Origin of the sequence: Sorangium sp. So ce124 (genome assembly GCF_051525235.1) — a bacterium.
Lineage (GTDB): Bacteria > Myxococcota_A > Polyangia > Polyangiales > Polyangiaceae > Sorangium > Sorangium atrum.
The window spans coordinates 3,824,679-3,849,203 of record NZ_CP150312.1 but is presented as its reverse complement, the minus strand read 5'-3'; the positions used below and the strand labels follow the sequence as shown (position 1 = coordinate 3,849,203).

The following is a 24,525-nucleotide window of genomic DNA, read 5'->3' as shown; positions in this document are numbered from 1 at the left end:
CGCCTATATCACGGCCGACCCAGGCGCCGCGCGCTCGCCTCGGGAGGCCGCTCCTCCCCGCGCATGTGCTACCGAGCCGCCATGCAGGACGAGCAGCCCGCCCCGGTCGAGCCGAGCGCGCCCACGCGGGCCCCGGAGGTCGCGCCGGCTGCCAAGGAAGCGCCGCGCCCCGGCGAGGCGCAGAGCACATCGCTGGCCGACCGGATCGGGATGATCGTCGGAGGGCAGGTCGTCAACACGCTGATCGTCCTCGTGCAGGGCATCGTCGTGGTGCGGCTGCTCGGCAAGGCCGAGTACGGCGTGCTCGCGTTCGCGACGATGCTGTTCGTGACGGGGCGCGATTTCGCGCTGCTCTACCTCCCGGAGTCGTTCCTCTATTTCGCGCCCAAGGTGACCCGCGCCGAGCTCCGTGGGCTGGTGCGGCAGAGCATGCTGCTCCTGGTCGGCCTCGGGGCGCTCTCCGCGCTGGCCTTCTCGGTGTTCGCGCTGGTCCCCAGCGTCTTCCTCGATGGCCGCGAGGGCGTCACGCGGCTCCTCCTGCTCATCGGCCTCATGAGCGTGATCGCCTACCCGGCGAGCGTGTTCGGCCCGCTCTTCATCGCCACGAACAACCACCGCAAGTCGGCGGGGGTCGCGCTGATCGTCACGCTCTCGAACGCCGCGGGCGCGATCGTCCCCGCGGCGCTCGGGTGCTCGATCGCCTGGATCGTGGCGGCGCAGTGCGCGGCGCAGGCCCTCCGGCTCTGGCTTTCGTACCGGCTCTACGCGCGGCTGTTCCAGGACGTCGCCCCGGCCCCGTTCCCTGGCGGCGTCAGGGCGCAGCTGGCCTACGCGCTCCCGCTCTCGGTCACGCGCTTCGCCGGCCTCTTCAACCAGAAGCTCGACAAGTTCGTCATCGGCCTCTTCTTCAGCGCGGGCCTCTACGCCGAGTTCTCCGTCGGCTCGCAGGAGCTCCCGCTCGTCGGCGTCCTCGCCTACTCCGTCGCCTCGACGATGCTCCCCGACCTCGTCGCCCGCGTCGAGAGCGGGCCGACGCCGGCGCAGGGCGCGCGGGCGGCGATCGACCTGTGGCACTCGGGCGTCCGCAAGACGACGCTGATCATGCTCCCGATCGCGGTGTTCCTCCTCCTCTTCGCCGAGCCGCTCATGCGCGCCGTCTACGGCGACGCCTACGCCGGCGCCGCCGTCCCGTTTCGCATCTACTCCGCGCTCCTGCCGCTGCGCGTGACGGCGTACGCGATCATGCTGATGGCGTTCGGGAAGACGTCGATGATCCTGCGGATCCAGGTGATCTCGATGGTGTTCAACGCCGCGGCGAACCTGGCCCTCCTGCCGACGATCGGCATGGTCGGCGCGCCGCTCTCGGCCGTGCTGACCCAGGTGCTCGTGATCGCCTCGACGGTGGCGTGCATCGCGCGCTTCTCCGGCGTCGGCCTCCGCGGCGTCTTCCCGTGGGGCCATTACGGGCGCGTCGCGGCCACCGCGATCGTGGCCGCGGCGCCGCTCGCCGCGTTCCTGCTCACGGGCGCGACCGACAGGCGCCCCGCGCTCTGCCTCGCGCTCTGCGCCCCGCTCTACGCGGGCCTCTACCTCGTGGCCGCGCGGGTCACCGGCGTGCTCGCTCCCGAGGACCGGGCGTTCGTGGCGCGCTGGCTGCGCCTGGAGCCGCTGCGCAGTCGCCACGGCTGACGCGTCCGCGCGCGTCGCCCCCTCGCTGTCTCGGGCGGCGAACCAGGGCTGCCGGCGCGGAATCGGCGCAGACTGCTTCAAAGGGCCCTCGCCCGGAAGGCGGGAAAGATTGACAGTCGTCCCGTCGTCTCCCGCGTGGCGCCCGCCTTCGGGTGGATTTCCCGCCGATCGGTGTTCTAGGCTTACTTGCCGGCCTCATCGGCGCCTTGTGCGATGGAGACGACCATGAGCGAAGACCAGGAAGCAGGGCTCGTCCTCCGGGTCATCTCGGGCCCCCTGGCCGGGCAGACGGCGCGTATCCCAGGCGACCGTCCGCTGCTCGTCGGCCGCGCTCCCGAGTCGGATCTCTCGATCGCGAGCGACGGAGAGCTCTCTGCGCTGCATTTCTCGGTGGAGCAGATCGACGGCAGCTACCTCCTCCGCGACCTGGGGAGCCGCAACGGGACGCACGTCAACCGAGAGCGGGCGCGCGAGGTGTCGCTCCGGGACGGCGACGAGATCCGCGCGGGGGGGACGCTGTTCGCGGTGGCGCGCCGCGAGGTGAGCCGCCGCTACGCGCCGACCGAGCCCGCGCCGCCCTCGCGCCGCGCGCGGAGGACCGCGGCGCTCGCGACGGGAGCGCCGTTCGCCGCGTCGGCGCGGGCGCGGCTCCGGCAGGAGCGCTCGCCCCTCTTCGCGGTGCTCGACGCCGCCCGCGACCCGCGCATCCGGCTGCTGCTCGGCGAGGCGGGCGAGCAGACCGCCTCGCTCTACACCGGCTTCCAGGGCGAGATCCTCGCGGACGTCGGCCCCACGCTCGTGCACCTGCCGCACGGGTCCAGGCTGCTCGACGCGCTGGTCGACGGAGGCTGGGGCGACTGCTGGGGCGTCTTTCTGACGAGCGACCGCCCGTTCGGCGACGTGCGGAAGCACCTCCGCCGCTTTCTCCTGGTCGAGAGCGGGACAGGCAAGCAGCAGTATTTCCGGTTCTACGACCCACGCGTGCTCCGCGGCTTCCTGCCCACGTGCGGTCCTCGAAAGCTCGAGGCGCTGTTCGAGGAGGTCGAGGCCTTCGCCATGGAGGCCGAGGATCCCGGGAAGCTGCTCCGCTTCACCGCCCGGGGCGGCAAGGCGGTGCGCGAGGAGTCGGCGCTGGAACGCGAAGGCTGAACGCGCGCGCCCCGCGGGCCGGCGTGGATCAGCGCGGCGGCGCGCCCGCGGCGCTGCCAGGGTCCAGGGCGGGCAGGTCCCAGGCGATGAGGCGCAGGAGCTCCGCCACGCTGAAGGCCTGCGCGAAGCTGCCACCGGGGTGGTGCGGCGGCTCGCCGGAGGCGATCTCGGGCACCTGGCCGAGCGCGATCTCGTTCGCGGCCGCGGAGGCCGCGAGCCGATGCAGCAGCGGGATCACGTGCTCGCCGAGCGTGGAGAAGCGCCGGGCGGCGCGCGCGTAGAACCCGAGCAGGAACGGCCAGGCCGTGCCCTGGTGGTAGGCGGTGTCGCGCGCCTCGGGGCCTCCCTGGTACCGGGGGGCGTAGGCCGGATCGGCCGGCGAGAGCGTGCGCACGCCGGCGGGGGTCACGAGCTCCAGGCGGACCCGGTCGAGCAGCGACGCGGCCCGCTCCGGCGTGAAGCAGGCGGGATCCACGGCGACGGCGATCAGCGCGTTGGGGCGGATCGACGCGTCGCGGAACGCGCCCTCCCCCTCCGCGCGCTCCGAGATGACGTCGTACGGGTAGCCGGTCTCCTCGCACCAGAAGCGGGCGGCGAAGCCCTGGCGCGCCGCGCGCGCGGCCGCCTCCGCCCGCCCCGCGAGCCGATCGTCGCCGGCGGCCCGCGCGAGGCGCGCGAGCGTCTCCGAGCCCTTCGCCCACAGCGCCGTGAGCTCGACCGGGCAACCGGCGCGCGGGGTCACAGCGCGGCCCGCGACGCGCGCGTCCATCCACGTGAGCCCGTCGACGGCGCCATCGCCGAGGCGCCCGGCGGCGAAGAGGCCGTCGGCCGTGACGTGGATCCCGTTCCGGGTCCCGCGCAGGGCGGCCTCGAAGGCGTCGCGGAGCGCGCCGAGCAGCTCGCCCGTCACGAACGGGTGCGCGTCGCCGACAGCGTCCGCGAGCAGGCGAGCCGCCTCGAACAGCCAGAGGGTCGCGTCGGCCGCGTGGAAGTCCGCGGGCTCGCCCGCGTCGGGGAGCCGGTTCGGCACGAGGCCGTCCTGCATGGCGTCGATCATCGAGCGGAGGACGCGGATCGCGGCCTCGGTCTTGCGCGGCACGAGGTAGAGGCCGGGCAGGGAGATCAGCGCGTCGCGGCCCCACACCTCGAACCAGGGGTAGCCCGCGATGACGCCGGGCCGCGCGGCCGCGTCGGCGCGGAACGCCTCGGCCGCGATGGAGAGCTTCCGCTCCAGGAGCGGGCGCCGGGGCCCCGGGTCCTCGGCGCGGATCGCCGCGCTCGCCGCCGCGAGGAGGTTCTCCGGCTCGTCCTCGGGCAGCGCGCCCACCGCCACGAGCAGGTGAACGGGCTCGGTGCCGATCACCGTCTCGAAATGGCCCGGCGTCCAGAGATCCTCGAGGAAGTCGAGGCCCCGATCCTGCTCGCCGAGGTACTCGAAGCGTCGCCACCAGTCCTGCGAGCCGACGAACGTGCCCTGGTAACGGAAGCAGATCCTCGGCAGCGCGCGGTTCGGCTGCACCCGGACCTCGCCCATCACGGGGCGGTCCCGACCCGAGCCGGGCTCGCCGCGCGCCGCCCCTGCGCGCAGCTCGACCTTCTGGGAGATCCCGCCGTTCTCGCGGAGCAGCTGGTGAATGTGGCGGGCGGCGAGGAGCGGGCGCAGCGTCAGCATCACCGGATCCGCCCCGCTCCAGGCATAGCGGAGGACGGCGGCGTTCTCGCCGCGCACGAGGCCGAGCGTCACCTCGAGCTCGCCGCCCGGGACGGCGTACGCCCAGCGCGGGAGCGGATCCTGATCGAAGCGCTCGAGGTAGAACGAGCTGCTCTCCGGATCGATGCCCGGGAACTGGTGCTTGGCGAGATCCCAGCGCGGCCACGAGGCGCGGCGCTCGGACGGCGCGCCCTGCTGCCGGACCGGGCGGACGCAGGCGTCGACGTGCGAGAGCATGACGTGCCGGCGCCGCGGAGGGTCGAGGGCCGCGACGAGCAGGCCGTGGTAGCGGCGGGTGTGCATGCCGGCGATCGTCGAGCTCGCGTAGGCCCCCGCGCCGTTCGTGTGCAGCCACTCCTTGCGCGCGATCGAGAACTGGCCCCGCACCTCGACGTGCGGCCACGGCGAGGCGTGCTCCAGCGCGGCGCCCTGGCCGCGGGGCGCCGCGGGCGTGGACGACAGCGCGTCGTGGGTCGGAGAGTGCCGCCGGGATCCGTCCGAGCTCATCGACCGCCGGTTGCCTTCCTGAGCGAATCCTCGGCGGCGGCGCGCATCACCTCGACCGGCGCCGGGAGACCGGTCCAGAGCGTGAAGGACTGCGCTGCCTGCCCGACCAGCATCCCGAGCCCGCCTTCGGCGCGGAGCCCTCTCTCGCGCGCCATCCGGAGGAAGGGCGTCACCGGGGGGTTGTAGACGAGGTCGTAGAGGCACACGCTCGGCGAGAGCGCGTCCCACGGGATGATGCTCGTGACCTCCTCCCCGGGCGGCCCCCCGAGCATGCCGGCGCTCGTGGCCTGGATGATCAGGTCGGCGGCGACGGTGAACTCGCTCCAGTTGAGCCGCAGCGCCACGGAGGACTTGCTGCTGATCGACCTGTCGGTCGGGATCGGCCAGGGCGCGGTGAGCGCGCCGAGCTCGGACGCGCGCTGCCCCGCGGGCGACTCGAGCATCGCCTCGGTGCTGGTCCACGAGCGGGTGGTCACGCTGATGAGGTGATAGCCGAGCATCTTGCACGCGGCGATCGCCGCGAACGCCGCGCCGCCCGCGCCGATGATCACCGCGCGCTGGCGCGGGCTCGAGCGCGCGCCGTACGGCCCCTCCGGATCGTCCCCGCGGGGCGGGCCGGATCCCAGGAGCAGCGCGAGCTCGTCGCGGAGCGCGGCCACGTCGGTGTTGTACGCCGTCACGCGCCGCGCCTCCGTCGCGCAGAGGACGTTCGCGGCGCCGACGTCGGCCGCGCTCGCGTCCACGTCGTCGACCATCGACATGATCGCGCGCTTGTGCGGGATCGTGACGTTCGCGCCGGCGATGAGGCCGCTCCGGATGTCGCTGACGAAGCGCGCGAGCTCCGGGCCGGTGGGCACGTCGAAGGCGCTGTAGATGTGCGGCAGGTGGTGCGCCCGAAACGCGGCCGAGTGCATCGCCGGCGAGACCGAGTGGCCCACCGGGTGCCCGACAAGACCGAACATTCGCCGCTCAGCGTTCGACATGGTGCCTCTCCTCAGGGCCGGCCTCCGCGCCGCCCTGCCCCACCGAGACCTGGCCGGCGGCGCCCGTGCGACCGAGGGTCGGGGCGCGCTCCTCGGCCGCGAAGCCGAGCCCGAGCTGCTCGCACGCGGGCGCGCCGGGCTGCGCCCTCTTGCGCCTCGGCGCGCGGCCGGACGCGGCGCGCGGGCCGCCGCCCTGGCGCGCAGGCGGCGCGGGCGCCGCCGCGGCCGACGCGGCCGCCGCTGCCGGCGCGGGCTCGTGGCCGTCGACGAGCGGCTCGTCCGGACCCGCGGTGACGACGACCCGCACGAGCAGCGCGCCGTGGTGCACGCGCACCGCGATCGGATCGCCCGGCGCGACCTCGCGGTGATCGCGGACCGCGCGCCCCGACGCGTCCGTCGCGATGGCGTAGCCGCGCGCGAGCACGCGGAGCGGCGACATCGCCTCGAGCCGGGCCACGTCGCCCGCGAAGCCCTCCCGCAGGAGGGCGACGTGGCGGTGCGCGGCGGCGGCGAGGCGCACCGACAGCGGCCGGAGCGCCCCGCGGGCGCCCGCGAGCACCGCGCGCGGGTGGCGCGCGGCGAGCCTCCGCTCGAGGCGCTGGAGCGCGGCGCGGTCCTCGACGAGGATGCGCTCCATGCGGCGCCGGAGCCTCGCCATGGCGTCGTCGATGCGCTGCTGGGGCTCCGCCAGGATCTGCGCGGGCGAGCCGAGCCGGGCGCGCTGCCGGTCGAGATCGGCCCGAGCGCCCCGGATCCGGTGCGCGATCGCGCGGCGCATGCGGGCCTCGAGGTGCTCCAGCGCCGCGCGCCGCGCGGCAGCGTCCGCGACGAGCATCTCTGCAGCCTGCGAGGGCGTGGCGGCGCGCGCGTCGGCGGCGAGGTCGGTCAGCGCGACGTCGATCTCGTGCCCGACGGCGCTCACGATCGGCACCCGCGCGGCCGCGACCTTCCGGACGACGATCTCCTCGTTGAACGCGCTGAGGTCGTCGGCCGAGCCGCCCCCGCGCCCCACGATGATCACCTCGATGCCCGGGAACTCCTCGAGCAGCGAGATCGCGCGCACGATCCGCTGCCCTGCGCCGGCGCCCTGGACCGGCGTGCGCGCGAGGATCAGCCGGGCCCCGCCGCGGCGGAACGCGACGGTCACGATGTCGTGGATCGCCGCGCCGTCGCCGCTCGTGACGACGCCGATGATCTGCGGATCGACGGGCAGCTTGCGCTTGCGCTCCGGCGCGAAGAGCCCTTCGGCGGCGAGCTTCTCCTTGAGGCGGGCGAGCGCCTCGAGGAGCGCGCCGCGGCCGGCGAGGCGCGCGTCGTCCGCGGAGAACTGGAGCCGGCCCCGAGGCACGTAGACGGTGGCGCGGCCCGTGAGCACGACGCGCGCTCCATCGGCGAGCAGCTTCCGCGCGCGCGGCGCCGCGGTCCTGTACATCACGCAGTCGATGGCCGCCTCTTCGCTCTCGTCCTTGAGCGTGAAGTAGGCGTGGCCGCTGCCCACGACGCGCAGGCCCGAGATCTCGCCCTCGACGCGCACGTCCGCGGTCGATCCCTCGAGGATCCGCTTCAGCCGGCGATCCAGCTCCGCGACCGAGACCACCTCCGGCTCGGCGCCCCGCTGGCGGCGCGAGGGCGGCGGGCTCGTGAGCTCGCGAGGCTCGGCGACGGGAAGGGCCGCGAACGAGAGCTCGGGCGGGATATCGCGGCGCTGCACAGGGCAGACGTACCCTTTTGCTCGGCCTGTGGAAAGACTCTCGCGGGCCTGATCCCGCGTCAGGCGAGCCCGCCGTCGGCCGCGCTGCGAGGCTCGGCGCGGAGCGGCGGAGCGACAGTCCGTTCGCGGAGGCGATTTCGTGTGAGAGGGCCAGCTCGCGATCCGCAAGGTCCTCCTCTCCTACGGCGGCGAGATCGCCGTCCGAGTCCTCCGATCGCTGCATGAGGTCGGCCTCCGGCGCATCGCCGTCTGCAGCGACGCAGACCGCGACGGCCTCCATGTCCGCCTCGCGAGCGCGTCGTACGCCATCGGCCCCGCGCCTGCGTCCGAGAGCTACCTCCGCTTCGACCGGATCCCCTGCGTCACCAGGCGTTCCGGGGCGGGCGCTATCCATTTCGGGTACGGAAAGCCGCGAGTTCGAGGAAGCATGCGAGGCGAGCGGACCTCGTCGGGTTCCTCCTTGCCGAGGAGGGTTTGCCTTGGTTGCCCTCGCAGAAGCCGGCCGCCCTCACCAGCGCGCCCCTTGCCGCAGCCGCTCCCATGGGAGCGCGATCGCCCGCGTGCGCGTCCTGCAACGCGGCGTGACACGACACGTCGCAGCGCGCGCCATCCGCGACCCGCCGGGGACGTCCTCAGTAGGTCGTAACAGGTCGTAACCGCTCGTAACGGGTCGTAACAGGTCGTACGGGGTCGCAACCGATCGTAACAGACCGGGGCGCCAACAACGTGCAGCCCCCTACGCAGCGCGTTGTCCAAAGTCCCCTCGCTCCGGCCTCGGTCAATGCTATTCTACCGCGAACTTTCGGCCGGGGTGGAGGTGCGATGGGACGCGAGGCGAAGGGCCAGAAGGACCCGCTTGGGTCCGTCGCGATGCTCCCGCCGATCGAGGTCCGAGCCCACGAGCCTCCCTCTGCGACAGGCAGGTCGGCGACGCAGCGCGCGGGCGAGCCGGTGAGCGACGCCGCCGTGACGCCTTCTCCACGAGCCCGGTGGTTCGACGCGACCGCTCCCGACGTGACGCCGGCGGGGGGCACGGACACCCGGCGGCGCTGGGCGATCCCGCTCTTCCTGGCCGCGCTCGTGCTGGTGGTGACCGCGCGCGGCCTGATGCTCCGTGCGCTGTTGCCGGTCGCCCTCGTGACGGCGGCGGTCACGCTGCTGGCGCGGGGACGACGGCACCTCCTGCCCCCTCCGCAGGTGAGCCGCCGCGGGCTGAGCCTCGAGGGCGATCAGCTGCTCCTTCGAGGCCAGGGCAGCGCTGCGCCGCACGTGCTGCTCACCACCCGCGAGCGGTTCGGCGTCACGCTCCTCGCTACGCCGCGGCGCGATCGCATCGTCGCCCTGCTCAGCTCCAGCGCCGGGATGTCCTCCATCGGGGCCGGCTTCGACGGCCCCTCGCGGCGCACCTTCGCCGCGCTCCTCGACCACGCGTCGGTCGTGGGCTCCGACGAGGTCGGGCTCGAGGCGATCGGCCCGGACGGCGAGCCGATCTCGCTCAGCCCCGCGGCGCTCGCCGCGCTCCTCGAGGAGCTCACGCTGCGCTCGCCCGGGTGCCTCGATCGCTTCCTCCTGACCGACGCGCGCGGCGCCGCCCTCGGCCTCGACAGCCGCGAGCTCCGCGCCGGGGGCCGCGTCTTCGATCTGACGGCGCCGCTCGAGTGGCGCGCGTTCGTCTTCCAGGAGGCGCTCGGGCAGGCGATCGCGGTGTACCAGGGAACGTGGGTACGCCAGGGTACCAACGAGCTCTCCCTCGTCTGCCTGCTCCCCGCGATGACGCCGGCGCTCGACGGGCTGGGGGCATCGCTCGGCCCGCTCGATCGCGGCGCGCTCCGCGACCTCCGGCTGATGCAGGGCATACCGGAGAGCCCGCCGCCCGCCGATCAGCGCGTCGCCATCGATCGCCTGCTGATGGTCCCGATCCGATCCGCGCTGGACAAGGCGCCCCGGCCCGCCGCGCAGGCGCCGCGCGCGCGCGCATGACGCATCGACCGTGAACGCAGCAGCGCCAGGGTTGTCCTGATGGGTCGACGGACAGCGCGCCGGGCCTGTCCTGACGGAGCGACGAACCCGTGCGCGGGCGTCGTGCTTCGCTTGACTCCCGCGCGCGAGCACGGGTAAACCGCGCTCGGTATCCAGGCGATTTCAAGTCACCACGTCCCACACGACATCCGGAGGCGATCCATGGCCGTCGATATCCAGAAACTGTTCAACGAGGAGCTGCCCGCTGCGCTGGCGAAGCACACCGACGCGGCCAAGCAGATCGGCGGGAAGTACCAGATCAACGTGACGGGCGAGGGCGGCGGCGAGTGGCTGATCGACCTGTCCGACAGCGGGCCCAAGCTCTCCTCGGGCAACCCTGGCAACGCGGATGTCACGATCTCGCTCACCAGCGAGGATTTCCAGAAGCTGCACGAGAACCCGCAGGCCAACTCGATGCAGCTCTTCTTCGCGGGCAAGCTGAAGGTCACGGGCAACCAGATGCTCGCGATGAAGCTCCCGAAGCTGTTCCAGCTCAACGCGGGCTGATCCGGGCGCCGGCGGAGATCCGGCGAGCCAACCTGCGCCGCCGTGCGCCCCCTCACCGACACGCGCATCCTCGATCTTTCGAGGCTCTTGCCAGGCCCCTTCGCGACCCTCGTGCTCGCGGATCTCGGCGCGACGGTGGACAGGATCGAAGACGTCGCCGGCGGAGACCTCCTGCGCCAGCTCCCCCCGCAGATCGCCGGAGAATCCGCGGCGTTCCAGCTCTTGAACCGCGGCAAGCGAAGCGCCCTGCTCGACCTGAAGAGGCCCGAGGGTCGCGACGCCTTCCGCCGGCTCGTCGCCAGCTACGACGTGCTCTTCGACCAGTTCCGCCCGGGGGTGCTCGATCGGCTCGGCCTCGGTCACGCGGCGCTGCGCGCGGACAACCCGCGGCTCATCGTCTGCGCGCTGACCGGCTACGGTCAGACGGGCGCCCTGGCGGCGCGCGCGGGGCACGATCTGAACTACATCGCGCGCGCGGGGGTCCTCGGCGCGCAGGGGCCCGCCGAGGGGCCGCCGCAGGTACCGGGCTTCCAGGTGGCCGACATGAGCGGCGGGATGTGGTGCGTGATCGCCATCCTCGCCGCGCTGCGCGAGCGGGAGCGGACCGGGCAGGGCGCGGTGCTCGACATCGCCATGACCGACGGCGTGCTCGGCTTCGCCCTCCCCACGCTCGCCGCCGCGCTCGCGAGCGGCGCAGGAGGGGCCGGGGAAACGTCGCGCGCGGCGGGCGGCGAGCCGCTCACCGGCGGGCTCGCGCCGTACAACACCTACCTCTCGAAGGACGGGCACGCGATGGCCCTCGCCGCGCTGGAGCCGAAGTTCTGGGTCTCGTTCTGCGAGGGCGCCGGGCTCGATCCCGATCCGAGCGCGCTCGTCCCCGGGCCGCACCAGGCCGAGCTCAAGCGCAAGCTGGCCGCCGTCGTCCGGGAGAGGACGCGCGCCGAGTGGGAAGCCCTCGCCGCCGAGCGCGACTGCTGCCTCGAGCCGGTCCTCGATCCGCGGAGCGCCGCGGCGGATCCCCACCTCGCCTCGCGCGATCTCCTGTTCGAGATCGCCTCGCCGCGCGGCCGGATCCCCCAGCTCAGGACGCCGGTCACGCCGGCGGGCGTCGCGTTCGCGCCCGCGCCTCGCGCCGGCGAGCACACGCGCGCCGTGCTCCGCGACGCGGGCTTCTCGGAAGGCGATATCGATGCGCTGATCCGCGCTGGAGCGGCGCGGGAGGCGCGCTGACGGCCGCCGGTCGCCGTTCGCGAACGCGGCGCGCGCCGCGCCGGCAGCGGCGACCGGCGCTCCTGCTTCGCGTCAGATCTTCTTCAGCTCGTCGACGAACTCCCAGTCGGCGATGAGGTGCTTCTTGAGCATCAGCGACAGGAGCGCGGCGAACATCGCCTCCCAGCGCACGTTGTTGCCGAGGATCTCGCTCGCGTCGGCCCCGTGCGACACCGCGCGCAGCGCGGAGACGAGATCGCGCGCGGTGAGGCCCGAGTCGTCCGCCGTCGGAGGAGGAGGCGGCTCGGAGGCCGCGGTGGATCGGGGGGACGGAGCCTCTTTCCGCGGCTGCTGCTGCTGCTGCTGGGACTTGCTCCCGCGCGCGGGGAGCGTGATCGTCGTCCCGTCGAGGAGGGTGAGCGAGACCATCCGCCGGCGACCGCGGCCTTGCGGCGCGGGGATGTTGCGCACCTCGCGCTCGCTCGGGGGCTCGTCGCCGTAGTCGGGCACGCTCTCCGGGACGGCGCGCGCCGCAGCGCTGGCGCGTCCGAGCACGGCGCCGAGGAGGGCTGCGGCCGGCGTGCTCGACGTCGGGGCCCCGTCCACGCTCGGCGCCGCGTCGCCGGCGGGCCCCGGCGCGGCGCTCGGGCGCAGCGTCTTCCGGCGCTCCGGCTGCGCTGCCTGCGTGGACGGCGCCTGCGCTGCCTGCGTGGACGGCGCCTGCGCTGCCTGCGTCGTCTGCGCAGCTTGCGCTGGCTGCGCGGATCGCGCCGCCTGCGCCGCCGCGAGCAGCTCGGGCGTCGGCGCGACCTTCAACGTCGGCCGCGAGCGCTCGTCCGGGCGGCCGCGGATCTGCCGCTCCTCCGGGGAGCTGCGGACTTCCCTGGCCGCGGGGCGAGGCGCTTCCCACGCCAGCTCGTCATCCATGACCCCCACGTCGGAGGGGTCGACGTCGGAGGTCTCGATCGCCGGCCCCGCATCCTCGACCAGCCGCGACCCGGATCGCATGACCGGCCTGGTGAGCAGCAAGGGCTCCGGCGTCGACGTCGGCATCGGCGTCGACGTCGAGGTCGACGATGGCTCATCGGCGTGGCGCGCGGTCTCGGGCGCTCCGGAGAGCTCGGACGAAGGCGGCAGATCGGCGGGGCGCGCCCGCGACTGCGGCTCGCTCACCTGCGCTTGCTTCGCGGGCGCGGGCGGCGGCACCGAGCGGGCGCGCGCTCCGTAATAGACCCGGATCGCGTTCCGGATGTCGCTCGGCGGAGCGATCATCGCGCGCACGGGAAGGCCGGAGAACGCCATGCACTCCTTCATGCCGTCCTCGTTCGTCGGATCGTCCATCGCGACGTAGAGCGTCTCGCCCTGGTTGCGGACGTGGCGAACGTAGATCGGGACGAGGCAGTAACGCTCGGCCACGTCGTGCGGGACCAGGTTGAGCAGCTGCCGCGAGAACTCGATGTGCAGGAGCGACACCCAGGGGACAGCGAGCTGGTGCGACAGGATCTGCGTCAGCTGGGTTTCGTTGATGAGACCTTGCTCGACAAGGAGCGTCCCCAGCCGCCGGCCATCCGTGCGCTGCTGCTCCAGGGTCCTCTCGAGGGCGTCCTGGGTGATCATCCGCGCGTCGACCAGGAGCTGACCGAGACGTAGGCGAGGCGTAACCATCGCGCCCGAGGTTACCCCAAGAAGGATCCAGGACCTAACAGACGGCTGGACGAGCCCCCCCGCCCCCTCCAGACGGCGCCCCCGCGGGCCGAGGGAGACCTCGACTCCAATCGCTATCCCGAACGTGGTAAGGTCCCGCGCGTGTCCACAGTGGTCTGCCCGCAATGCGCGAATCCGTGCGAGCAGGCGCACAAATTCTGCCCGGTGTGCGGCTTCCCGATCTCGGAGTTCAACCGGACGTCCGACGATCCGCTGATCGGGACGACGCTCCCGGGCAACTACGTGATCCTGGAGCTCGTCGGGGTGGGCGGCATGGGCCGCGTGTACAGGGCCGAGCAGAAGGCCCTGGGGCGCACCGTGGCCGTCAAGATCATCCATCCCCACCTGCTCGGCGACGAGAGCGCGTCGGTCCGGTTCATCACCGAGGCGCGCGCCGCGAGCCGCCTCAACCACCCGAACTCGGTCGGGGTCATCGACTTCGGTAAGAACGGCGGGCAGCTCTACCTCGTCATGGAGTTCCTGCGCGGGCGCGACCTCGCCCGCGTCGTCTACGAGGACGGCCCGCTCCCGTTCCGCCGCATCGTCGACATCCTCTGCCAGGTGCTCGCGGCGCTCGCCGAGGCGCACCACCTCGGCATCATCCACCGCGATCTCAAGCCCGAGAACATCGTGCTCGAGCCGATGCGCTCGGGCGGCGACTTCGTGAAGGTCGTCGACTTCGGCCTCGCGAAGCTGAAGGGGGAGGTCGCGACGTCGAACATCACGAGCCCCGGCATCGTCTGCGGGACCCCGGACTACATGGCCCCGGAGCAAGGGCGGGGCGATCCGATCGACGCACGGAGCGACCTCTACGCGTGCGGCGTCATCCTGTTCCAGCTGCTCACGGGCCGGCTCCCGTTCGAGGCGGAATCGCCGACGCAGGTGGTGCTGATGCACCTCTCCTTGCCGCCGCCCGATCCCGCCCTGCTCGCGCCGGAGCGTGAGATCCCCGAGCCGCTCGTCGAGGTCACGCTGCGGGCGCTCGAGAAGGACGCCGCGCGGCGCTACCAGTCCGCGGACGAGTTCGCGGCGGCGCTGCGCGCGGCGCTCGGGACGTTCGACACGCCCTCGGGGCGCTTCTCGTTTTCCGACGCGACGGTCATCTGCGGCTCGTGCCGGGCCATCGTGCCGCGCGGCCAGAAGTTCTGCGGCGAGTGCGGCGCCAGGATCGCGCAGGCCCACTCGCCCGCCCCTGCGCCGCGCGCGGCGCCCCAGGCCGCCCGGCGGGATCGCGCCCCCTCGGCCCCCACGCTCCCGCTCCCGTTCGCGGCGCGCGAGGACGACCTCGCGTGGCTCGACACCTGCCTCGCCGACGTCGAGGGCTCGGTCGTCGCCGCGCGCATCGTCGGCGAGCACGGCGTCGGCAAGACCCGGCTCCTCCGCGAGTTCCTCGACGTCGCCGCGAGCCGGGGCGACATCGTCATCCAGACCGGCCCGGACCCGTGGGGCGCGGAGGTCGGCTACTACGCGCTCCGCTGGGCGATCGCCGGGCTCGCCGAGCTCCCGCCCGACGGCGGCAACGCGTCGAACTGGAGCGGCGCGACGCCGGAGGCGCGGCGCGGGCTGCTCGAGATCTTCGGCAAGGGCGATCGCGGGAGCGACGTGCGCAGGCACGCGTGGAACAAGCCGACGGCAGGGGGCCTGTCGCCCGACGATCGCCGCTTCATCGCCGCGGAGGCCCTGCGCTGGGCGCTCTCTCGCGCGCAGCAGACAGCGTTCCCGCACCGGGTCCTGCTCGCGATCGACGATCTGCACGCCGTCGACGGCGCGAGCCGGAACGCGTTCGCCGACGTGATCGCGGAGCCGCCGCTCGCGGCGCTGCTCATCGTCGCCAGCCACACCCCGGGCTTCGAGCCCGAGTGGGGCGGCGCCGAGCGGGCGCTCGGCGGCCTCCCGAAGGACACCGCGCTCTCGCTCCTCCGCGGCAGCGTGGGCCTCGACCACCGCGCCGCCCGCAAGACGCCGCCGAGCGTGGGCGGCCTGCGGCTGTCGCCGCGGCGCGATCCGTCGGACGGCGCCGCCGATCAAACCCCGCTGGCTCTGCCGCCGAGCGCGGCGACCCCGGCCGTCCTCGGCGGCGAGGCCGCGACGGTGCCGCCGCTCTACATCGACCAGCTGGTCCGCTACACGCTCGAGGGGGGCAGCGATCCGCCCGCGCGGATGGCCGACCTCGTCGCCGCGCGGATCGAGCGGCTGCCGCAGGACGCGCGCCGCACGCTGCAGGCGCTCGCCGTCATCGGCGACGCGGCGGACCGCGCCACCCTGCAGCGCCTGCTCCCGGACATCCGCGCCTTCGACGACCTGCTCGGCAAGCTCGCGGCGGCGGGCATGATCGAGGAGCACTCGAGCGGCATCCGCACGGCGCACCCGCTGCTCCGCGACGTGACGCTCGCGACGATCCCGGCCGGCGTCCGGCGCGATCTGCACGCCAAGGCGACGTTCGACAGCGCGGGCGACCCGCTCGCGCTGCCGCTCGAGGTGCAGGCGATCCACGCCTACCACGCGCAGAACGCGTTCGTCGCGCTGATGCTCCTCGAGCAGGCGGCGGACCGCTCCGCCGCGCGCGGGGACAGCGCCGGCAGCGTGCTCGCGCTGCGCCGCGGCCTCGATCTGGCGCGGCGGGAGATCTTCCGGGGCGAGCTCGACGATCCGGTGCGCGCCGTCCTGATCTTCAGCCGGAAGCTCGGCGAGGCGCTCGCGCGCGCCGGCGACCTGACCGACGCCGACGGCGTGCTGCGCGAGGCGCTCGACCTCGCCGGCCCAGGCGGGCCGGATCGCGCGCTCGTCCTGGGCGCGCTCGCGCACGTGGCGCACCAGCGCGAGCGCACGGGCGAGGCGTCGATGTACCTCCGCGAGGCGATGGACCTCGCCCGGCAGGGCGCCGACAGCGACGTGGTGCAGTCGCTCGACAAGATGCGGCGCGAGTGGATGGCGCGCTGAGCGAGAGACGGTGAACGACGAGGAACGACCGCAAGGGCCCCGATCGCCGGCGAACGCAGCGGCGTCGCCGCCGCGCGCGCCGTTCATCGCGCGGTGGGACCTCGACAAGACCTACCTGCGGACCGACTTCGACACGCTGCGCGACCTCGTGCGGACCGCGATCGAGCGGCCGGATCAGAAGCGCACCGTGCCGGGCGCGGGGTCGCTCTTGCGCGAGCTCGGCCGCGCGGGCGTCGAGACCCACATCCTGTCGGGCAGCCCGGAGCAGCTCCGCTCCCGCATCGAGCAGAAGCTGCGGCTCGACGGCGCGCGCTGGGCGTCGCTCACGCTGAAGCCCAACCTGCAGAACATCCTCCGGCTGCGCTTCCGCGCGCTGCGCGGGCAGCTCGGCTACAAGCTGCCCGCGCTGCTCCAGCGGCGCTGCGAGCTCTCGGATCAGCGCGACCCGAGCGGCACGCTGATCCGCGAGGTGCTGCTCGGGGACGACGCGGAGGCCGACGCCTTCGTCTACTCGCTGTACGCGGACGTCTGCGAGGGCCGGGTCACCCCGCTGGAGCTGGGCGAGGTGATGCGGCTCGGGCACGCCTACGACGACACTATCCTCGATGCGATCCGGTTCGCGAGCTACGTCGAGAAGGGCCCCGTCGTCGAGCGCATCCTGATCCACCTCGACCGCCAGTCTTCGCCCTCGGATTTCAGGATCTTCGGCGACCGGGTCGTCCCCTTCTACAACTACCTGCAGGCGGCGTTCGTGCTCCACGAGGACGGCCGGATCGCGGCGCACGCCGTGCTCCGTGTCGCGCAGTCGCTGGTCGTCGCCCACAACTTCGACAGCGTCGCGCTCGCGCGGAGCTACGTCGATCTGTCGCGCCGCGGGCACGTCTCCGGCAGGGGCATCGCGTCCCTCGCGGCCGCCTACGGCGAGCTCGCGCAGCGCAGGGCCGCGGGCGCGAGCGATCTCGGCGCGATGGTCGCGGAGCTCACGCGGCTCTGCAGCGATCTGCGCCCCGCCGTGAGCCGGCCGCACGCGGAGATCGACTACCGCGCGCTCGCCGCCGGCCACAACCGCCGCTCGAAGCGCGGCCGCTGACGGCGGGCGTGCGAGGTGGCCGCGCCTGCCCCGGCGTCGGCGCGGGCGTCGTTCCGCCGCGGCGACGCCCGCGCGCTCACAGCCAGGCGTTGTTGAGGATCTCGCCGACGCCGCCGGCGCCCGGGACGATGTACTGGATGCCGTTCAGGCCGCGCTCCTCGTCCCAGTGCGTGCCCGGCTCGGTCTTGAGGACGCGCGCCGGCGAGAGGCCGCGATCGAGCCGGAGCGCGTAGATGATGGCGTCCGGGTGGGCCTCGGTGACGCGGCGGATGTACTCGGGCGTGACGATGAGGTGCATGGCGATGCACTTGGCCGGCCGCCCCTCGAGCGCGGTCTTGTAGTACGTCATGGCGCTGACCATGGACGAGCCGGTGGCGCCCATCGGGTCGGGGAAGAGCACGTGGCGCCCGTCGACGTCGCGGCCGATCTTGGCGTCGTGCCAGGTCGCGCCGACGACCTCGCCCTGCTCGTTCGTCTGCCGGCTCATGAACAGGTGATCCTGCCGCACCAGCGCGGGGTCGAGGACCTCGTTCAAGAGCTCGTAGACGACCTGGGAGGGCATCGTCCCGGCGCGCGCGATGCCCACGGTGACGGCCTTGGTCGCGCGCGAAAGCGCGGTGCCGCGATAGACCGCCTCCGGGTGGGAGGAGATCATCCGGGTCGGGACGTCGACGCGCGCGCGCCCCAGCTCGGCGGCGAGGACGGCGCGCGCCAGGTTCTGGTAGAGAACACCGACGAGACGCCCGACGTCGGGCTGGACCGTCTCCGGGGAGCAGGCTCGAGCCAGCAGAGTCCATGCGAGCGGGTCATCGAGCAGGTGCACGCCCGGACCGTACCGATGGGCGATTTCCGGGGGCCGGAATCGACTCTCAGCGTACGCAACGTCGACCATCGTTTTTCTGTTACACTACCTGGCCCGGCGCGGGGTATTCCTCCGGGTGCGCGCCGGTGCTCTCCCCGGGAGCGGAGTGGTTTCGAAGCGATGAGGGCGCCCGCCCAGCGGGCTGTCCCGGTGGACTTGCAAAGGAAGGGATGTTCGGTGGATAGCGACCTTGCCGAGTCGGTTACGGCGCTCAAGGATGCCTTTGTCCGAAGAGGCATCCCTGCGAGGTTCGGAAAGGCGGCTCCAGCGGCGGTGGAAGAGCTGCGCAAGACGCTGCGGGTGCCCGCGAGGTACCGCGCTTTCCTGCAGGAGGCCGACCCGCTCGACGTCGAGACGGTGACTCCGGTCGAGCGTGTACGCCTCATCCCCTCCGAGAAGCTCGCGGCCGAGCAGCAAGCGAACGGCGGCGACAGCTCCCTTCCGGGCTGGCGCAAGAGCTGGATCCTCATCGCTCGCAGCGCCCTGCTGGGAGATCCCTATTTCCTCGACATCTCGAAGCTCGACGCCGAGGGGGACTGCCCCGTGTTCACCTGTATGACGGGGACCGAGTCGCTCAAGCCGGAGCTCTGTGCGTCGAGCTTCCAGCAGTTCCTGCGCATCCTCGCTACCTCGATGGAGGTCGCGTCCGGCTTCGGAGAGAGCGGCCTCGACGACGACGACGAGGCCATCTTCCGCGAGGCGCTCGCGCCCAAGATCAAGACCATCGACTCCGCGGCGCTCCGCGCGGGCCACTGGACCTGACGTAGCGTCCACGGCGCGCTGCTCGCCGGGCGCGCCGCGGATCGAGCTGATCGCGCCATGGCCAGGTGCCTCGTATGCAACGCGGAGAACCCGGGCTCCGCCCGGTTCTGTGTCGCGTGTGGCGCGTCGCTGGCCGCGAAGGAGGCGGGCGTCGGCGCGGCGCCCCTAGCGCCTCCCGCGCCCGGCCCGCGGACGACCGTCCCTGGGCAGCCGCTGATGGGCGCGCTGCTGCCCGAGGATCCGGCGCACAGGGCCAGCCTCGCGGCGGGTGGCGCGAACGGGCCGGCGGCGGACGTCCGCGCGCCGCATGTCGTCCCGGCGCCGGTGGCGGGCTCGCTGCCGCGGCGCGGGCCGGGCGGCCACCTGCCGGCGGGGACGCTCGTCGATCAGAAGTACGTGGTCGAGCGGGTGCTCGGCGAGGGCGGCATGGGCGTCGTCTACCTCGCCCGGGACGTCCACACCGGCCTGCACGTGGTGCTGAAGGCGGTGCGCCAGGAGCTCGGGCACCGGCCGGACGTGCGCGCGCGGACGCTCGCCGAGGGGCGCGCGCTGGCGCAGATCGATCACCCGAACGTCGTCCACCTGAAGGCGGTGGTGGCGGAGCGAGACGACCTCTGGCTCGTCATGCAGTACATCGACGGCGAGAGCCTCGAGCAGACGCTCGCCAGGTACGCCGAGGAGCGCCGGCGGATGCCTCTGCCCGAGGCGCTCTCGATCTTCCGGCAGATCGCCTCCGGCATCGCGGCCGCGCACCGCGAGGGGGTGATCCACCGCGACCTCAAGCCGGCGAACGTGCTCATCCGTGGCAAGGACGGCGTCGCGAAGGTCACCGACTTCGGCATCGCCAAGGCCGAGGCGGACGCGCTCGCGGGGCGCGGGCTGACCAAGGGGATCATCGGCTCGCTCTATTACATGTCGCCGGAGCAGGTCCTCGGGCGCCGCGAGCTCGACAAGCGGGTGGACATCTACGCGCTGGGCGTCGTGCTGTACGAGATGCTGGTGGGGCAGGTGCCGTTCGACGCCGAGAGCGACATCGAGATCATGCGGCAGCACGCGGAGGTGCCGCTCCCCCTGGTCAGCGCCGTGCGCCACGACGTTCCTCCGGCGCTCGACGCCTTCCTCCAGAAGGCGTGCGCCAAGGAGCGGGCGGATCGCTTTGCCAGCTGCGAGGAGCTGCTCGCCGCGCTCGACGCGATCGCCCACCCTGCGCCGGCCGCGACCGCCGCGCCGCTCGGCGCGTCGAGCCGCCCGCCGCCGCCCGCGGCCACGACGGTGGACGAGGTCCGCGACGGGCTGCGGTCGCCGTCGGGCGCTGCGCTGGCCAGCGGACCCGCGGGGTCGCAGCGCGCGCGCGGCTCGTGGCTCGCGATCGGCGCCGGGGCCCTCGTGATGTTCGGCGGGGCCGCCGCGCTGCTCGGGCTGGGCGTGCTCGACAGGCCGCGCGACGGTCGCCGGCGGGCCGTCTCGTCGAGGGAGCAGCGCCCGGCGGCCAGCGCGAGCAGCACCACCCCGGCGGCGAGCGCGGAGCAGCCGCAGCCGTCGCCGCTCGCCAGCCTGACCGGGCTGTGGGTCGGCAACGGGCGCGAGCTCGAGGCCGTCCTTGCCGGCGAGTCGCTCGAGTTCCGGGTCCGCCGCCCGGAGCAGTTCGCGCCGCAGGACTATGCCGAGGGGGAGGCCCGCTTCTCGCTCCGCGAGATCCCCGGAGAGACCGCGGTGTTCGCCGTCGAGGACCGGCTCCGCTTCATCGCCCCCGAGTCGCGCAGCTTCGATCCGGCCCGTTCCCGGGGCACCTGCCAGGACGTCCGCAGCGCGGTGGAGGGCCGCCCCCTGCGCGCGAGCTTCGACGGGGCCCGGCTGAGCGTCGAGTTCGCGAAGATCGAGCCCTCCACGAGCAACTTCGTGGTGGAGCGCGGCAAGGTCGTCAGCTGCGTCGGCCTCAGCGCCCTCCCCGCCACGCGCGTCGTCAGCACGCTGTCGCGGCCGTAGCGCGGCACCCCTCGCTAGAGGCCACCCACGGCGGGGACCGGCTGCGGCTTTCCGGCGTGGATGACCGCGCAGCGGACGGTCGTCGACGACGTCGGCGCGCTCGCGCGCCCGCCGCCCAGCACGAGCGTGCCGAAGATGCTGCGCGCCGCCGCATCGACCTCCGCGGCGCCGCGCGGCGGCACCGGGTTCCCGCTCGCGTCGAACACCGTCACCGCCTGCACGACGCCGCGGGCGATCTCGCCCTCCGGGAAGGACATCATCACCGTGGCGCGGACGTAGGCCGAGGCCCCCTCGACGATCCCGAAGCTGTACGGCTTCTTCGCGAAAGCGCCGCAGAAGCCGCTCGTACCCATCCCGCCGTCGGGCCCGTAGTTCGCCGACGCCCACTGCCCGACGTTGACCGTGAGCCCGCTCTCACCCGAGCCCTGCGCGTACTGGACGCACTGGGCGAGCGCGGGATCCCACATCGCGCCCGTTGGGCAGCGCCCTACCTTCGCGCAAGCTTGGCCGGTCCAGACCTCGTCGCGCGCGCAGGTCTGCGAGAGCGGCACGCACGCGGCGGTCGGACCGTCGACGACGAGCTCCTGGCCGGGCGGGCACCCGAGCTTCTGCCCGGCGCCGACCGCGACGCCGATGTTGGTCGCCACCTGCTCGCGCGACACGCAGTAGCCCGTGCTCTGGTCGATCTCGTCCCCGGGCCGGCAGCGATCGGGAGCGCAGCCGCCGGCCTCGTAGTGGCGGCCCACGCCGCAGTAGGCGTTCGCCGCCTGGGGCGTGAGGCACTGGCCCGCGACCGAGAGGTAGCCCTTCAGGCATCGGCAGCGGTTCTGCTTCGTGTCGAAGCCGGCGCCGTCGCTGCACGACGAGATCGAGCAGCGGCAGCTGCTGCCCTGGCAGATCTTGAGGAAGCAGGAGTTCTCCGGGCAACCGACGAGCACGGCAGGCGCCAGCGCGAGGAGCACGACCGAGAGCGCGGCGGAGGCGAGACCAAACGAGCCGGACCGCATCGGGCGACCCTACTCGATCCGCTCAGGCCGGGGAACTCGGGGAGCGACGCGCTGCAGCCGCCGCGATGCGCTGCTTCGGCCGCAGCGCGCGTGGCGCTGTCGACCGCGCGGCCGACGTACCGGCGGCCGGGGTGGTGTGGTACGGGGTGTCGCCGTCCACGCGGAGATTCCACCGCGCCGGTCCATATCAAGCCATGTTGCCCATCTACATCGAAGGTTCGCCTCAGTTCGAGTCCACCCTGTCAGCCCTGCGCACCCGCGGCACGGGCGACCTCGCGAACGTCACGCCGGCCGTGACCGAGATCATCGACACCGTGCGGCGCGGGGGCACGTCCGCCGTGCTCGGCTACATCGAGAAGTTCGAGCGGAGGACGTCGAAGGCGCTCGTCCGCCACGCAGGCCCGGAGGCGGAGGGCGGCTTCGGCGGGGCCGAGGCGCTCGCGAGGCTCTCGCCGGAGGTCCGCGCCGCGCTCGAGACCGCGGCGGCGAGGATCGCGCGTTACCATGAGCGGCAGCGCGACGCGGGCGATCTCGGCCCCGCGGACGTGACGGCGAACGGGCCCGCGCTGCAGGCCGGCTTCAGCTACGAGGAGGAGGGCGTGCTGCTGGGCATGCGCGTGCGGCCCCTGCGCCGGGTCGGCGTCTACGCGCCGGGCGGCAAGGCCCGCTACCCCTCCAGCGTGCTCATGTCGGCCATCCCCGCGCGCATCGCCGGCGTGCGGGAGATCGTCCTCGCGAGCCCGTCGGCCGACGACGCCACGCTCGCCGCGGCACACCTCTCCGGCGTGACGACCCTGCTCGACTCGGGGGGCGCGCAGGCGATCGCCGCCTTGGCCTACGGGCTCCCGGAGCTCGCGCCGGTCGACAAGATCGTGGGGCCCGGCAACGCGTACGTCGCCTGCGCGAAGAAGCTGGTCTTCGGGGATGTGTCGATCGACGGCATCACCGGGCCGAGCGAGATCCTCGCGCTCGCCGACGAATCCGCGGATCCCCGGCTCGTCGCCGCCGATCTCCTCTCGCAGGCCGAGCACGACGAGGCGTCCTACGCCCTGCTCGCGACGACCTCGGCGAAGCTGGCGGAGGCGGTCGCGCGCGAGCTCGACGCGGCGCTCCCCGAGCTCACGCGCCGCGCGATCGTGGAGGCGTCGCTCTCGACGCACGCGGCGGCGCTGGTCGTCGGCTCGCGCGCTCGCCTCGCCGAGATCGCCGATCAGCTCGCGGTCGAGCACGTGGCCTTCCACGTCGCCGACGCCGAGGGGTTGTTCTCGGAGATCGGCACGCTCGGCGCCGCGCTGCTCGGCGACCTCACCCCGGTCGCCGCGGGCGACTACCTCGCGGGGCCGTCCCACGTCCTCCCGACCGGCGGCTCGGCCCGCTTCGGCGCGCCGCTCGGGGTCTACGACTTCGTGACGCGCGCGAGCCTCATCCGGTACTCGGGCGCGGCGCTCCGGACGCAAGGCCCGATCATCGAGAAGCTGGCCCTGGCCGAGGGCCTGCAGGCGCACGCCCGCGCCGTGTCGCTCCGCCTCGCGAGCAAGGCGATCGACCCCGCGAAGCGCGGCACGTCGCAGTCCTGACACCACGCTGCCGCCCCGCGCGCCGCGCCTTCGGGAGCGCGGCGCGCGAGGACGCGCTGCCGATCGCTCTCCCCCGACCTACCGATTTCGGCTCAGCCGAGAGCTGCGCGCACAGCCGCGATGGGCCGCATCGCGCGGCCTCGCGACACCGTGCGCTCCCGCCCGGCTCACTCGGCGCGGAGGTAGCCCGCGTTGATCATCTTCAACACGGACTGCGCGGTCTCCAGATCCGTCGCGGGGCTCTTGTTGAGGACCATCGCGAGGTGCCCGTGGTTGTAGACGACCTGGAGGACGTCGAGATCGACGGGCGAGAGATCGCGGAGCTGCGGCTTGAGCGGCTGGGGGATGACCAGGCGCGCCGACAGGTCCGGGAGCTGGTGGCGGATGTTGTTCAGCTCGTCGATCTGCCGGAGCCCCTCCATGAGGAGCTCCTGCACCGTCGCGCTGATCTCGCCGGTCATGACCCGCTCCTCGGCCGCCTCGAGGTCGAACGTCCCGCCGGCCCACGTGAGGATCCGGTAGACGCTCTTCAGCGGCGGGACGTCGGTCAGATCGTTGATCGTCGCAAAGGTCACGATGCCCTTGCGCAGGTAGATCTTGCCGACGTCGTCGTCGGAGCGGACAACGAGGACGCCGCTCTTCTTCGACGTGCCGAAGAGCTGCAGCAGATCCGGGAGCGGGATCTCGTCGATCGACCCGGACATCGACCGGGTCTGACCGCTCCTCAGCGATGGCTCGTCCATCCGTTTCCGCGCCGGTGGCGCGCCTGGGTCGGTGGAGACGACCTTGAGGATGCTGGTGCCGATGAGCACACGATCGCCCTCCTTCAGGGTCGTCTTCTTGATCTTCTCGCCGTTGACGAACGTTCCGTTCGTCGAGCCGAGATCCTCGATCACAATCGACTGTTCGGTGCAGGCAATCCGGGCATGGCGCCGGGAGACCATGTCCTCGACGAGGACCATGTCGAGGTCGCTGGAGCGACCTACGACGATCTCCTGCTGCTCCCCGAGGGGGAATTCGCCGCCTTGGTACTTCCCGGAGATGAAGCGCAACGCTAGTTGCCGCGTTGCCGACACCTTGGGAGCGTGGTTATCCATCGCAGGGAGTAAAAA

Annotated in this window: 18 protein-coding genes; 11 read left to right on the top strand and 7 right to left on the bottom strand. The window is 73.3% G+C overall.

Annotation, left to right across the window (positions count from 1 at the left end; translation table 11 throughout):
• The first annotated feature begins 81 nt into the window (after nt 1-81).
• Both WMF19_RS14620 and WMF19_RS14615 read left to right on the top strand, forming a co-directional pair.
• Nucleotides 82-1,689 (top strand): oligosaccharide flippase family protein, encoded by a 1,608-nt coding sequence (locus tag WMF19_RS14620; RefSeq protein WP_437899676.1) that lies wholly within the window; start codon nt 82-84, stop codon nt 1,687-1,689.
• 225 nt (nt 1,690-1,914) lie between these two features.
• On the top strand, nt 1,915-2,838 hold the full coding sequence (locus WMF19_RS14615; RefSeq protein WP_437899675.1) for a DUF4123 domain-containing protein: 924 nt from the start codon (nt 1,915-1,917) through the stop codon (nt 2,836-2,838).
• 28 nt (nt 2,839-2,866) lie between these two features.
• On the opposite strand, the gene WMF19_RS14610 is transcribed toward WMF19_RS14615, so the two are convergent.
• From WMF19_RS14610 to xseA, 3 genes are read right to left on the bottom strand one after another with little or no spacing between them, the layout of a single operon-like run.
• Nucleotides 2,867-5,056, bottom strand: coding sequence for an amylo-alpha-1,6-glucosidase (locus WMF19_RS14610; protein ID WP_437899674.1), 2,190 nt, complete (start codon nt 5,054-5,056; stop codon nt 2,867-2,869).
• Entirely contained in the window at nt 5,053-6,039 is a 987-nt protein-coding gene (locus WMF19_RS14605) for a shikimate dehydrogenase family protein (protein ID WP_437899673.1), read from the bottom strand. The genes WMF19_RS14610 and WMF19_RS14605 overlap by 4 nt, the downstream gene beginning before the upstream one ends.
• Entirely contained in the window at nt 6,026-7,750 is a 1,725-nt protein-coding gene (gene xseA / locus WMF19_RS14600) for an exodeoxyribonuclease VII large subunit (RefSeq protein ID WP_437899672.1), read from the bottom strand. The genes WMF19_RS14605 and xseA overlap by 14 nt, the downstream gene beginning before the upstream one ends.
• A gap of 160 nt (nt 7,751-7,910) precedes the next feature.
• Here xseA and WMF19_RS14595 point away from each other — a divergent pair, with 160 nt between their 5' ends.
• From WMF19_RS14595 to WMF19_RS14580, 4 genes are all read left to right on the top strand, one after another.
• Nucleotides 7,911-8,396, top strand: a complete 486-nt coding sequence (locus WMF19_RS14595; protein ID WP_437901631.1) for a biotin carboxylase N-terminal domain-containing protein — start codon at nt 7,911-7,913, stop codon at nt 8,394-8,396.
• Between the two features lie 176 nt (nt 8,397-8,572).
• On the top strand, nt 8,573-9,730 hold the full coding sequence (locus WMF19_RS14590) for an IMP dehydrogenase (RefSeq protein ID WP_437899671.1): 1,158 nt from the start codon (nt 8,573-8,575) through the stop codon (nt 9,728-9,730).
• A gap of 201 nt (nt 9,731-9,931) precedes the next feature.
• On the top strand, nt 9,932-10,276 hold the full coding sequence (locus WMF19_RS14585; protein ID WP_272103323.1) for an SCP2 sterol-binding domain-containing protein: 345 nt from the start codon (nt 9,932-9,934) through the stop codon (nt 10,274-10,276).
• Between the two features lie 42 nt (nt 10,277-10,318).
• A complete protein-coding gene (locus WMF19_RS14580; RefSeq protein ID WP_437329185.1) occupies nt 10,319-11,506 on the top strand; it encodes a CaiB/BaiF CoA transferase family protein in 1,188 nt (395 codons plus the stop codon).
• A gap of 72 nt (nt 11,507-11,578) precedes the next feature.
• Here the strand turns inward: WMF19_RS14580 and WMF19_RS14575 are convergent, their stop codons facing one another.
• On the bottom strand, nt 11,579-13,150 hold the full coding sequence (locus WMF19_RS14575; protein ID WP_437899670.1) for a hypothetical protein: 1,572 nt from the start codon (nt 13,148-13,150) through the stop codon (nt 11,579-11,581).
• A 141-nt stretch (nt 13,151-13,291) separates the two neighbouring features.
• Here WMF19_RS14575 and WMF19_RS14570 point away from each other — a divergent pair, with 141 nt between their 5' ends.
• Entirely contained in the window at nt 13,292-16,129 is a 2,838-nt protein-coding gene (locus WMF19_RS14570) for a protein kinase domain-containing protein (protein WP_437899669.1), read from the top strand.
• Nucleotides 16,130-16,139: 10 nt separating this feature from the next.
• Nucleotides 16,140-17,219 carry a hypothetical protein gene (locus WMF19_RS14565; RefSeq protein WP_437899668.1) on the top strand — a complete coding sequence of 360 codons (1,080 nt, stop codon included), beginning with the start codon at nt 16,140-16,142 and terminating at the stop codon, nt 17,217-17,219.
• A gap of 76 nt (nt 17,220-17,295) precedes the next feature.
• On the opposite strand, the gene WMF19_RS14560 is transcribed toward WMF19_RS14565, so the two are convergent.
• Entirely contained in the window at nt 17,296-18,111 is an 816-nt protein-coding gene (locus WMF19_RS14560) for a uracil phosphoribosyltransferase (RefSeq protein WP_272103314.1), read from the bottom strand.
• Between the two features lie 243 nt (nt 18,112-18,354).
• Between WMF19_RS14560 and WMF19_RS14555 the strand changes: the two genes are divergently transcribed.
• Both WMF19_RS14555 and WMF19_RS14550 read left to right on the top strand, forming a co-directional pair.
• Entirely contained in the window at nt 18,355-18,843 is a 489-nt protein-coding gene (locus WMF19_RS14555; protein WP_272103312.1) for an SMI1/KNR4 family protein, read from the top strand.
• Between the two features lie 57 nt (nt 18,844-18,900).
• On the top strand, nt 18,901-20,829 hold the full coding sequence (locus WMF19_RS14550) for a protein kinase domain-containing protein (protein WP_437899667.1): 1,929 nt from the start codon (nt 18,901-18,903) through the stop codon (nt 20,827-20,829).
• Between the two features lie 14 nt (nt 20,830-20,843).
• Here the strand turns inward: WMF19_RS14550 and WMF19_RS14545 are convergent, their stop codons facing one another.
• Entirely contained in the window at nt 20,844-21,836 is a 993-nt protein-coding gene (locus WMF19_RS14545) for a hypothetical protein (RefSeq protein WP_437899666.1), read from the bottom strand.
• 194 nt (nt 21,837-22,030) lie between these two features.
• Here WMF19_RS14545 and hisD point away from each other — a divergent pair, with 194 nt between their 5' ends.
• On the top strand, nt 22,031-23,413 hold the full coding sequence (gene hisD / locus WMF19_RS14540) for a histidinol dehydrogenase (RefSeq protein WP_437899665.1): 1,383 nt from the start codon (nt 22,031-22,033) through the stop codon (nt 23,411-23,413).
• 167 nt (nt 23,414-23,580) lie between these two features.
• On the opposite strand, the gene WMF19_RS14535 is transcribed toward hisD, so the two are convergent.
• A complete protein-coding gene (locus tag WMF19_RS14535) occupies nt 23,581-24,510 on the bottom strand; it encodes a DUF4388 domain-containing protein (protein ID WP_272103306.1) in 930 nt (309 codons plus the stop codon).
• Nucleotides 24,511-24,525: the final 15 nt, after the last annotated feature.